The organism is Streptococcus sp. SO4, assembly GCF_030440055.1.
GTDB lineage: Bacteria > Bacillota > Bacilli > Lactobacillales > Streptococcaceae > Streptococcus > Streptococcus nidrosiense.
In genome coordinates, this window is sequence record NZ_JAQFJI010000008.1 from 103,081 (window position 1) to 115,103 (window position 12,023).

At 40.1% G+C, this 12,023-nt stretch carries 8 protein-coding genes, 1 other RNA gene and 1 pseudogene; 1 reads left to right on the forward strand and 9 read right to left on the reverse strand.

Features of this window, described 5'->3' with window-relative positions; translation table 11 throughout:
- Positions 1-20 precede the first annotated feature (20 nt).
- The 8 genes and pseudogenes from uvrC to recJ all read right to left on the reverse strand — a co-directional run bounded on the left by uvrC (position 21) and on the right by recJ (position 10,634).
- Entirely contained in the window at positions 21-1,844 is a 1,824-nt protein-coding gene (gene uvrC, locus PCY08_RS06345; protein ID WP_301559799.1) for an excinuclease ABC subunit UvrC, read from the reverse strand.
- Between the two features lie 68 nt (positions 1,845-1,912).
- A complete protein-coding gene (locus PCY08_RS06350; RefSeq protein WP_025168598.1) occupies positions 1,913-2,614 on the reverse strand; it encodes a M57 family metalloprotease in 702 nt (233 codons plus the stop codon).
- Between the two features lie 146 nt (positions 2,615-2,760).
- A pseudogene (locus PCY08_RS06355) lies at positions 2,761-3,901 on the reverse strand (peptidoglycan bridge formation glycyltransferase FemA/FemB family protein).
- A gap of 4 nt (positions 3,902-3,905) precedes the next feature.
- Positions 3,906-5,126, reverse strand: a complete 1,221-nt coding sequence (locus PCY08_RS06360) for an aminoacyltransferase (protein ID WP_006144934.1) — start codon at positions 5,124-5,126, stop codon at positions 3,906-3,908.
- 130 nt (positions 5,127-5,256) lie between these two features.
- Positions 5,257-6,036 (reverse strand): alpha/beta hydrolase family protein, encoded by a 780-nt coding sequence (locus PCY08_RS06365; RefSeq protein ID WP_301559800.1) that lies wholly within the window; start codon positions 6,034-6,036, stop codon positions 5,257-5,259.
- A gap of 65 nt (positions 6,037-6,101) precedes the next feature.
- A complete protein-coding gene (locus tag PCY08_RS06370) occupies positions 6,102-7,763 on the reverse strand; it encodes a ribonuclease J (RefSeq protein ID WP_301559801.1) in 1,662 nt (553 codons plus the stop codon).
- A gap of 226 nt (positions 7,764-7,989) precedes the next feature.
- Positions 7,990-8,274, reverse strand: coding sequence for a DUF2695 domain-containing protein (locus PCY08_RS06375; RefSeq protein ID WP_301559802.1), 285 nt, complete (start codon positions 8,272-8,274; stop codon positions 7,990-7,992).
- 134 nt (positions 8,275-8,408) lie between these two features.
- Positions 8,409-10,634, reverse strand: a complete 2,226-nt coding sequence (gene recJ, locus PCY08_RS06380) for a single-stranded-DNA-specific exonuclease RecJ (RefSeq protein WP_301559806.1) — start codon at positions 10,632-10,634, stop codon at positions 8,409-8,411.
- Between the two features lie 206 nt (positions 10,635-10,840).
- On the opposite strand from recJ, the gene ssrA reads away from it, so the two are divergent.
- Positions 10,841-11,188, forward strand: a transfer-messenger RNA (tmRNA) gene (ssrA, locus tag PCY08_RS06385).
- A 502-nt stretch (positions 11,189-11,690) separates the two neighbouring features.
- Here ssrA and tnpA read toward each other — a convergent pair.
- Positions 11,691-12,023: IS200/IS605 family transposase (gene tnpA, locus PCY08_RS06390; protein ID WP_301559803.1), on the reverse strand; the 333-nt coding region annotated here is incomplete at its 5' end.

A 12,023-nucleotide genomic window follows, 5' to 3' on the forward strand; every position in this document is an offset into this window, starting at 1 on the left:
AACCTTTCCTTACTACTTTATCACTTGTATTCAGCAGGCGACTCTGCTACCTGAGCTAGTTCTACACGCTCTTGAGGATTCAAGTGTTGGTGAACAGCCTCTGCTACTGCTCTTGGTATACCAACGGCGACAATCTCATCCACGCTGGCTTCCTTGATTTTTGTCAGAGATTTAAAATATTTCATTAAATTCTGCTTGCGTTTTGGACCCAAACCTTCAATTCCATCTAATTGAGAAGAGAAGGAATTTTTAGAACGTAGTTGACGGTGGAAGGTGATCGCAAAGCGGTGAACTTCATCCTGAATGCGTTGTAAGAGGAAAAATTCTTGAGAATTGCGAGACAACTCTACCACCTCAAGCGGGTCTCCAAAGAGCAATTCATGGGTTTGATGCTTATCATTCTTTTGCAGACCTGCGATTGGAATATCTAACCCTAACTCTTCTTGAATGACCTGCTTGGCAATATTAACCTGACCTTGGCCACCATCAATGACAATCAAATCTGGCGGGGTCAAGCCATCACGTTGAACGCGTCCATAGCGTCTGCGGATAACCTCACGCATACTAGCATAGTCATCTGGTCCGACCACAGTCTTAATTTTATACTTACGGTAATCCTTCTTGCTAGGTTTTCCATTGACAAAAACAACCATAGCAGATACTGGACTAGTCCCCATGATATTGGAATTGTCAAAGGACTCGATACGGACTGGGGTTGGAATCTTGAGCAATCGTCCTAAGTTTTCAATAGCCCCTTGGGTCTTTTCAACCGATTTCTCCAACAGATTAAATTTCTGTTCTAGACTGACACGAGCATTTTTGATGGCGAGATTGACCAGTTGCTTTTTCTCCCCGCGCTGAGGTTTAAGAACCTTGGTATCCACCAAAGCCTTAACTGCTTCTTCATCAATATCCTGAGGAATCAGAATCTCATTAGGAACCAAGTGTGATTTTTCTTGATAAAACTGCCCAACATAGGTTAAGAAATCTTCATCTGGATCATTGTAGTATGGAAAAAGGTTGACATCACGCTCAATGAGCTTACCTTGGCGAACAAAGAAAACCTGAACGCACATCCAACCCTTATCCACATAGTAACCGAAGACATCACGATTTTGGAGATCCTTGGCCATAACACGTTGCTTGGTCCGAAGGGTTCCAATGGCCTGAATTAAATCACGGTATTCAGCTGCACGTTCAAATTCCATGCTCTGAGCCGCCACATTCATCTTTTCCTTGAGGTCATCGATGATTTTATCATCCTGCCCCTTGAGAAAATCAGAAACTTCTTGGGCCATGGCTTTGAAATAGGCCTCGTCTTTATGGCAAACAGTATGTGCCATACACTGACCTATATGGTAATAAAAACAAACCTTCGATGGTGGATTGGTACATTTACGAAAAGGAAAAATCCGATCCAATAGCCGTTTGATTTCATTGGCCGCGCCCACATCCGGATAGGGACCAAAATAGAGTCCTCCGTCTTTCTTGACCTGACGGGTAATAATCAAACGAGGATAACGCTCATTGGTAATTTTGATAAAAGGATAGGACTTATCGTCCTTGAGCATAATATTGTATTTAGGCTTGTTTTCCTTAATCAGGTTGATTTCAAGTAGAAGAGCCTCAATATTGGACTCCGTAACGATAAACTCAAAATCCACAATTTCAGATACTAAGGCTTCTGTCTTGGTATCATGACTTCCACGGAAATAGGACCGTACACGATTACGCAGATTTTTAGCCTTCCCCACATAGATGATGGTCCCATTCTTGTCTTTGTGGATGTAACAACCTGGACTAGTTGGCAAGAGCTCCAGTTTTGATTTGATCAAGTTATTCATAGTTCCATTATAGCAAAAACTCCTTACCATTGCTGACATCAAGAAGTCCTATTTGAGCTTAAAAACACTTATTCTCCAGAGCCGTAAAGTTTCTGAACTGCTTGAACATCTTGAGCCTGAATACCATAGTATGACCCCGCTGGCTGCATGACCGAAACTTCATTGGTATGTTCCAAACCAATGGCATGCCCTAGCTCATGCTCTGCTGTATGCAAGATGCGGTCGTAGGTATAGCCATAGTTTTGATTAGATAAATAATAATGATTCAGGCGAACGGTCACTGAAGTGAATTGTTTGGTTAGGAGATTTGTCTGACTCTCCGCCTCACCAGCAACGGCTGTCGAACCATCATTCATTTCAGTCGCAAAAATATTGGCCTGATCCGGTTCGGTTACAATTTCAAAATGAAATACTCCAGTCTGATTCCAGTTAGCAATAGCTTCAAGATAGGCCCTTTGGAAAGTCGCATCCATTTGAGGATCGATATAGATAGTCGCTTGCGCCTTTGGCCATTTTGCCCCTGAACCTTGATGATTATCGGTCTGAGACAGACCTTGTAATTTACCAGTTTCTTGCCATTGTTGCCAACCTGCTTGGCCGACTTGAACTACTTTGCTAACTTGATTTAAAGTAGCAGGTAAATCACCTGTCACATACCAGAGAATCCCAAAAGTGATGAGAATTAAGAGGATAAGTGTCCATACAAGGCGCCAAAAAATGCGCAAAATCCCTAATAAAAATCGACATAACACACGAATAATCCAGCCCATAATTGCCCACCTTTCTAAAAAAATAAGAACCCATCTTTTAGTCCTGGTTTCCCATTCTAAAGATAGATTCCTTATTTTACTTGAGTAAGCTGAAAGAAAACTAAAACCACTTTGTTCACTTATCTTCCGATTGTTTTTTTCAAAAATTATAAACACTTAAACTTGATTGGATTTGGATAATATCGGAAAGTTCCTGCCTTTCTCACAATATAACCATTAAAGTTCTGCTTAAATCGTAATACGCCATCACTTCCATCAAAAATCCCTTGAATAACCAGAAAGTTGTATTTGCCAATTTTTCTTTCCAGAGCCTGCTTCATTGCATGATATTGAAGCAAAAACGGAGCAGAAAACTTCTGATACTCTGTAAATGAGCCTCCAAACAAATATGCTACTTCCGTATTTGTGTAAATGATTAAAGCACAAGCTAAAGCAATGTTGTCAGATTCACTATCCAAGTTCCTCAAAAGATCTTTTTTCTTTTGTAAAACTTGATATTGCTGTTTAAATTGCTTTGACCTTTCATCAAGACCAGCCTGCTTCACATCGAGAGCTTCGATTGATTTTTTAGGATTCACTTCAGCAATTAGAAAAGCCGCCTTGTCCTCAAAAGCATCATACAATTTACAGTAATAATCTAAATTCTTATCCTTAAACCCTTGTATTTTTCCTGTTTCTTCAATAATTTGTTTGAATTTCGAAATTTCATTTCGTTCTATATTTCTTACAATCAGATTAAAATCATATGCTGATTGAATATTTCGAATACTGTTTTTATTAAAGGATTTCAGCAAAGATTTCTCATCGTAACCCTCCAAATCTTTGATAAAATGCCAAAAAATTTCGCCATTAGGATAACCGGTTGGCAAACCATCAAATTGGTAGCCTAAATTACACAAATCTTGGATAATACTTTTTTCTTCTTCATCTATTGGCTCCCCATCACTGTCAAAAGCTTGACAGGTCTCATAGGGCTTTACAAGCAACTCTAATACACCATTTTGCTTGGCATATTCTTTTAACTCCGCATAAAAAACTGGAAGGGCATCTTGTTGGGTATAAAACGGCCCCGAATTGAGCTCCATATGCAGACCACCTAGCATAGGCAAGCTATAAACCAGAGCTGCAACTTGAATTTCTCCTTCTTGTTTTAAAGCAAGATAAACAATTTGAGCTCCTCTTTTTTCTATCAAATCACCCATCTGGACAGATTGCATAAAGGAACGAGAAGAAACCTGATTAGAAGTAAGTACGAAACTCTTCTTTCGTGAGTGTAATTAGTGCCATATACTTACTTTCTATGTTTTTTTCTTAATGTTTTACGGAAATCAAGAGCAAGTCTTAACAGAGGATAGAGAGGATGAGTGGGCATTGTAAATTCACCCAAGTATTCTTCAATCGTTGGATTAAAATTAGCTTTAAAACGATAGAGTCCACCATCTAAAGCATTCTCGACGCCTCCTAAATTTTGCCATAAAATGCCACGTTCAAAGGAATATCGAGCTGTCTCATACCAAGTCAAAATAGGAGCTTTATAACGTCTAAAATCTTCATTCATTCCTGCGTATAGATTGACAGAAGTTTGTCCGAATTCTAAAGTCAAGGTAGCCGCCAAGGGAACTCTTGATTGACCTGCATCCATATATTCCTGCAAGAAAGTCAATTCCTCTAACAAACGTTCTTTTTCCTTCTTCTGCGCTTCTACTTTTGAAGTGCGAGTTGACTCAGTAAAGGTCTCTTCCAAGGTTCTGTTTTTCGCCAACTGTTCTTCTAATTCTTGCGAACGTTTAGAGACATCCAAGGTTGCCAAGGTGATGTAGGCCTTGTCCTTAAAATTATCTAACAACTTTTTATAATAGGCTTCATTCCTCAAATGAATCTCTTTTCGCTTCTCGGTTTTTTTCATCAAAAAGGAAAAAGGCGCTAATAATTCAGTTCCACCAAATTGGATCTCTACTCCCTTATTTTGCGCTGTTCGAATAGCCTGTTTTGTTGACTTAGAAAGTTTATCTTCTTCAAAATTTTCCTTGTATATTTTCGCCTGAATACGAGGTTGAATAGTGTCTCCCATTTCCTCCGTTTTTCCTGACCACCTTACTCCCATTTGTTGCAAACTATCAATAATAGCCAAATTTTCAGGATATTCTGTCTTTTCCTGATTGATTAAACTTTGAGATAGGCAAATACTTGGGTCAAAAGTCACAAAAACCGCTCTCTTACTGCGAGCATAAGACTTAATAGACTGCAGGACAAACTTTAAAAGTTCTGTATCCCTATAATCCAATATGGGACCTCTTGGAATATAAAACATTTTATACCCCAAAGGCAGAGACTTAATGAGAATACTAGCCACAGCCAGTAATGTTTTCCCTTCATAAACACCAAGTCTCTCATGATTCCAATCAGATTTCACTTTTTCCCAAGCACTACTTTGTAATATATTGACCAACTCATGTTGTTCGATAAATCGATCATGCTCTAACGAAGAAATACCAATTTGATAACGATACATATCTCACTCTCTTTCACCTAGTATCTCATTACTATTTTACTACTTTCAATTAAAAAGTCTAGTGAAAATAAACTCTCATTTTCATTTTTAACCTTAGAGAAATAGTCTATATTATTTTATCGATAAAAAACTAGCTCAATCTCTCTTCCAAAACAAAATCAATCGGCAGTGTAGCCAAAAACCGTTCCAATTGTTTTTCCCAATAATACCATTCATGAGTTCCTGCACTATGGCTATAGGTCACATCAAAACCAAGCCTTTTGAGGTTCTTCACCGCTAGGTTATTGGCAGCATACAAGAAATCTTGCTCGCCACACCAAACCCAGAGCTTGGTCTTCTTGTCTGACTTTTTAGCAAGGGTTTCAAGTGAATAAGGACTAGTTTCCCAGTTATCAAGCTTGCCAAAAACACCTCGCCAGTAGGTACGCGTCCCTAAATCTTGGCTTTCAGGAGAAAACTCTTCGAAACTAAGAGCACCAGAAAGACTAGCTGCATGTGAGAAACGGTTGGTTGATAGGGCCAATTTGAAGGAACCATAGCCTCCCATTGAAAGGCCAGCGATGAAAGTTTTTTCACGCTTGCTAGACATATTAGGGAAGAAACGTTTGAGCACTTTAGGCAGTTCTTCTGCTAGAGATGTATAGTAGTTATAGCCATACTGAGTATCTGTATACCAACCGTTACTTGTATTCGGCATGACAACAATCAGATTGGTCCCTCGCACCAAGCGCTCAACATTGGTCCGTTTGAGCCAACTGTTGTGATTTCCTGACATCCCATGAAGGAGATAAAGAACAGGAATATCCGTAGAATCTGGCTCCTCAACCCGAGACGCATCAGGGTAGAGAACATTCACTCCCCACTCCATATCTAAAACTTCTGAGTAATACTCAATCTTCATTACTGCCATAACTTGCTCCTTATTCATTTAAGATAAGAAAAAGCCGAAACTCGACTTTCTCTTGCTATTTGATCCTATTTTGCTTCCATGACTACTGGTAAGATAGCTGGGCGACGCTTGGTTTGGTCAAAGAGGAACTTGGCCAAATGATCACGTACCTTACCTTTGAGTTCTGCCCAATCAAACTCTTCACCTTGTAGATAGCCTTCTACTGTTTGATTGACTAACTCTGTACTTTCGCGCAAGATATCACGGCTCTTCTTGAGATAGACAAATCCACGCGTGTGCACTCGAGCTTTAGCAATGATTTTTTTCTCACGACGGTTAACAGTGATAGCCACGATGAAAATCCCATCTTCTGACAAGACCTTACGGTCACGAAGAACGACATTCCCAACATCTCCAATGGCATTTCCGTCAATCAAAACATCGCCTGCTGTAACTGCACCAGATGGAACAAAGTCCCCATGCTCGTAAGACATAGTAGTCCCTTTTTTAGGGATAAAAATACGTTCTGGTAGCATACCAACTGCCATAGCAGCCTTAGCATGGGCATCCAACTCACGGTATTCTCCTTGGATCGGGAAAAGATACTGAGGTTGCAAGAGATTGATCATCAATTGCAAATCACGCGCATTCCCATGTCCTGACACACGCAAGCTATGAGTAATTGGCTTGACAACTCCACCTGCTTGGTAGACCATATTTTCTACACGTGCCATAACCGCTTCCTTGGCGATTGATGGTGTTGTAACGATATAAACTAGGTCACCTTCTTTGATTTCAACATAACGGTGACGACCAATAGACATCTTGCGTAGGCCGTTAATGGGTTCACCCATACGTCCAGTTTCAAGGATAATTAATTCATGATCTTCAAAACGAGACATATCTTTTGGTTTAATCAAAAGATTTTCACTTGCTAAAGACAATTTTTTCAGACGAATAGCTGTACGGACGATATTTTCAATATCAAATCCTGTCAAGACAACACGACGTCCTGTCTCCGCAGCTGCGTCAAAAACTTGCTGAATGCGAGAAAGGTTACTTGCAACTGCAGCAACAATGATGCGTCCTTCCCAGTCAGAGATGGTTTGCGTGATTTCTACACCAACTTCATTTTCACTGGCTACTTGGACATTGCTATCTGCATTCGCAGAATCACTTAGAAGAGCCAGGACTCCTTCACGACCAATTTCGGCTAAACGTCCAAAGTCAGTGGCATATGATTCACTAGCCGTTTGGTCAAACTTGAAATCTCCTGTATAGACGATGTTGCCTTCAGATGTTTTCAAGACCACACCCAAACTTTCTGGGATAGAGTGAGTTGTACGGAAGAATGATACTACCGTTCCGCCAAAATCAATCTCTGTATTTTCATCAATCACATGGAAATCATCAAATTTCTTGACGCTGTCATTTCCCTTAACAAATAGTTTGGCCAGTTCGATAGTCAACTCTGAGCCAAATACAGGAACCTTAGCTTCTGCCAAGAGATATGGAAGGGCTCCAATCGCATCCGCATGCCCGTGTGTTAAGAAAACCCCAGCAATACGATCACTATTTTCAAACAGATAGTCCATGTTGGGAATAACGACATCGACACCCAACTGTTCATTTTCAGGGTATTTCAAACCTGCATCTAATACAAAAATCGAGTCGTTAATTTCTGCGATGTACATGTTCTTACCATTTTCACGTACACCCCCAAGTGTTGTTAATTTAATAGTATTCATTTTTCCTCCGAATAGTCACTTCAACTGTTTGTAGAGCTTTAAATGCTCTCTTTTTCTGAAAGTCCAATTCACTTTCAGCCGAATCTTTTCCATTCATTATACCATTTTTTTACTAATTTTCAAAATGAAGGTTTCCAGTTAAAGAACTATCAATAACTCTTCTCAAATGCACAAACAAGTGAGAACTACAAGCTTCTCAAAAGAATGTTTTCTGACTAGCTTCCTGTCACTCTTCAAATCTTTCCGCGACATTGAATAACACTTCGCAGTCACAGTAGGCTCCATTTACTTCTAAAAAGTCTCTAACTATTTCGACATCCACATTGTGCTCTTCTAGAAATGTTTGTGTTAATAAAAAATCGTCCTGACAAGCTTGATATTCAAGCTCTACATCCAAAAAGTCAAACAAGTCAAAAAAGAGCTCCCTTGACAGGGGCAAACTTTCTTCGAATTTTTGTCTTTCTTGCTTTTTATAGTCCGCTCGTAATCTCTTTTTCTTCAGCTTATCCATTTGACACCTCTAGACTTTCCTTTGACCAGTTTATCTGCCAACTAGTCCTCTTTCCTCATTATAACACAAAACCGACTCCAATTGGAGCTTATTCATGAATATAAAAAGAGTCAGCAAGCCAACTCTTTCTATCTCTATTCATTTTTTTCCATTAAGAAATCATAGATTTCCTGAACTGTTCCAAGAGCCATAATCTCTTGATCTTTAACAGTTTGTTTCAGCTTTTGATAAATCTGACTCTCAGCTATATCACGCTTTTCAGCTTCTTTATTCACCCTCATGACTCCATTTTCAATGGTCACAAAGCCAAGCTCTTCAAATATCTGAATCATTTTGACTAACAAGATTTGCTCAATCTTGAGATAGGCCGCCAAATCCTTGAGTTTATAGCGAATGTCAAACTCTGGGAACTGATAGATGGTTTTATACAATTTTGCAAACTGCTCTCTTGTGCCATAGCCCGTCAAATAGTAAGCCTTGGCTATATCATTTTTAAAGTAAAGAGCTGAAAATTCCTGCTCCTGACAGATTTTCTTAAGGAGGGATATATCCTCAGGAATATTCTTAACGACAATAGCTGAACAAGAGGTCACATCAGGTAGCTCTTGCGTAAAATCCAAAACGGCTACCCCTTCTGGTAACAGGGCATTCTTGCCACGGATGTTAAAGAGCTGGACTCCTTCTACACGGGCATCAACCATCATCAACTGCAAGGTTGTTTGTCCATTCCATTGGTTGACAGAAAGAGTCACCGCCAATTCCAGTTGCTTAGTCTGCGAAAACTCAGTCGCCCATTTCCCTTGACCAAAAGCGACCACCTCAAAACTGGATTCACCTTTGGAAATTTTCAGCTTGAGATGAGCATTACCAGCCCCCATAACGCGAGCATTTTCAACTTGAAAATTTCGAATATAGAAGACAGGTTTTTGGTTATCCATCCCAAAAGGAGCTAGACGTTCAAAACTTTTCACCGTCTCCAAACTCAATGCCTCTAAGTCCAGTTCTTCGTCTAAAAATAGATTGTTTTTACCTTGGGCATCTGCACCTTTTTCTCGGACATAGGCTTCCAAAACATCAGACAAGACTTCTAACTTATCCACTTCGAGGGTCATACCCGCAGCACCTGCGTGACCACCAAATGCGATAAACAGTTCTCGATGTGGGTCCAAAGCTTCAAAAATATCGACTGCTTCTATGCTTCGAGCACTACCCTTGACACGTCCATCTTCGATATTAAGCACAATAATTGTCTGACCTAGTTCTTCAAGCAAACGCCCTGCCACAATTCCAAGAACCCCCGGATTCCAGCCTTCTTTAGCCATGACTTGAACACTTTTATCAGGATCCACCATGCCCTTGGCTTCATCGTAAATCGACTGAACAATTTCCTTACGTTCTTCATTTTTCTGATGAATCAAAAGGGCGATTTCATGCACTTCCTCGTCGTCAAATCCAGTCAACAAATCAATAGCTGGATTGGGATCATCCAAACGTCCTAGAGCATTTAAACGCGGTGCTAACTGAAAACCAACTGTCTCTTCTGTCACATCACTACTCGAAATCCCAGCGATTTCAAACATTTCTTGCAGGCCCATTCGTTGGGTATTGCGCAAGACCTCAAGACCATATTGGACCATGATACGATTTTCATCCGTCAGGCTGACCATGTCGGCAATTGTCCCAATTGCAACCAAGTCTAACAACTCAACCTGTACTTCTTCTAAAAGTGCACAAGCCAACTTAAATGCGACACCACAACCCGCCAAATGCTTGAAAGGATAGTCCGCCCCTGGATGTTCAGGATGGATAATAGCATAGGCATCTGGTAAAACCTCAGGCATAGAATGGTGGTCAGTCACAATGACGTCCACTCCCATAGACTGGGCCAAATCAATGGCTTCATGCCCCGCCACACCATTGTCCACCGTCACAATCAAAGACACGCCCTGCTGTTCGATAAAATATTTGTAGACACTGGCATTTGGACCATAACCATCCGTAAAGCGATTGGGAAGATAAACCAAGCACTCAGCGCCTAACTGTTCTAAACTTTCCTTGACAATGGAAGCTGAAGTCATCCCATCCGCATCGTAGTCCCCGTAAATGAGAATCAGTTCCCCTTGCTCAATAGCATGGCGAATTCGCTCCACTGCCTTTTCCATATCATTTAAAAGGTAGGGATCATGCAATTCCTCCAAAGAAGGTTCTAAAAATTTTTTTAGACTAGTCTCATCCTGAATGCCTCGTTCAAATAACAAACGAGCTACTTCTGGGCCCAAACCAGCTTTCTTAGCTATCTTTGTAAAATCCGCATCCTCAACTTGCGGAGCGAATTGCCAATTATAAGTAGGAATTATCAAAAAAATCATCCACTCTTTCTTACGATTCTATCTTTTTATTATAACATGATTTCCAGTTTTTCTCTTGATTTTCTTACTAAGTTAATGACTCTTCATCGCTCTAAACAGCCACTTATAAAACATATACATGACAAAGTGTCATTCCTTTTTTTACTTGACTTTTGCAATTTCCCCTCAGATAAGGTATAATAATTGTATTGTCTTTTGGGGTCGTTACGGATTCGACAGGCATTATGAGGCATATTTTGCGACTCGTGTGGCGACGTAAACGCTCAGTTAAATATAACTGCAAAAAATAACACTTCTTACGCTCTAGCTGCCTAAAAACCAGCAGGCGTGACCCGATTTGGATCGCTCGTGTTCAATGACAGGTCTTATTATTAGCGAGATACGATCAAACTTTGTCTAGCAGTTTGATAAGAGATTTATAGACTCGCAGTTCCTAGGCTTGAGTTATGTGTCGAGGGGCTGTTAAAACAATACATAACCTATGGTTGTAGACAAATATGTTAGCAGGTGTTTGGACGTGGGTTCGACTCCCACCGGCTCCATTATATTTTAAAAAAGGCGGTGGGACAGAAATCGATAGACAAAGTCTCGATTTCGTAGTCCCATCCCTGCGAGGATGATTAGGAGCTTTTTGGAGTCTAAAAGACAAACAAAAACTCCAATCAGCTACCGCGTCAAAGTTTGATTGCTAATAAAAAGTGAGGTCGGGATCTTTTTTATCCCAACCTCTTTTTTTGTTTGCCTAGTTTACAAGGCTCCATCTCCATATTTTAAAAATAAACAGTCAACTTTTATTTTTAGTAATCCTACTAACGATACTCGATAGAAATTTCTCCACTTCAATTTACGACCCTTTTGAACAGTTTAAAAATTGCTTATTTACCACTTTTCCATTAAGTAGACCAATCATAACCACCCGTCAAACGGGTGGTTTGTACTAGGGCTATAAGCCCAAATTACCAGCCAGCGCCTAAAGACGCTGGCTTTCACGTTGTTCAAGCCCTATTGCTCTTGACTCGTCACTTGCCTCTTAAAGAGGCGTGAGTATTACTTACCACTATCCCTAAAGGGATCCTCATATTCTTTTACACTCAATTTATCTAGTGCTATATCATGCTTTTCCTGCTCTTGAATATATTTCTTAATTGTGGCTTCATTAAGCCCTACTGTACTCACATAATAACCTTCCGCCCAGAAATGCCGATTCCCAAACTTATACTTGAGGTTGGCGTGTTTATCAAACATCATGAGTGCACTTTTGCCTTTTAAATACCCCATGAAACTTGAAATACTTATCCTAGGTGGAATACTTACCAACATATGTACATGATCAGGCATTAAATGACCTTCGATAATCTCAACACCTTTATAACTACATAA

Coding starts and splice junctions, on each gene's coding strand:
- uvrC (WP_301559799.1), bottom strand. CDS start 1,844: ATGAATAACTTGATCAAATCAAAACTGGAGCTCTTGCCAACTAGTCCA.
- PCY08_RS06350 (WP_025168598.1), bottom strand. CDS start 2,614: ATGGGCTGGATTATTCGTGTGTTATGTCGATTTTTATTAGGGATTTTG.
- PCY08_RS06360 (WP_006144934.1), bottom strand. CDS start 5,126: ATGTATCGTTATCAAATTGGTATTTCTTCGTTAGAGCATGATCGATTT.
- PCY08_RS06365 (WP_301559800.1), bottom strand. CDS start 6,036: ATGGCAGTAATGAAGATTGAGTATTACTCAGAAGTTTTAGATATGGAG.
- PCY08_RS06370 (WP_301559801.1), bottom strand. CDS start 7,763: ATGAATACTATTAAATTAACAACACTTGGGGGTGTACGTGAAAATGGT.
- PCY08_RS06375 (WP_301559802.1), bottom strand. CDS start 8,274: ATGGATAAGCTGAAGAAAAAGAGATTACGAGCGGACTATAAAAAGCAA.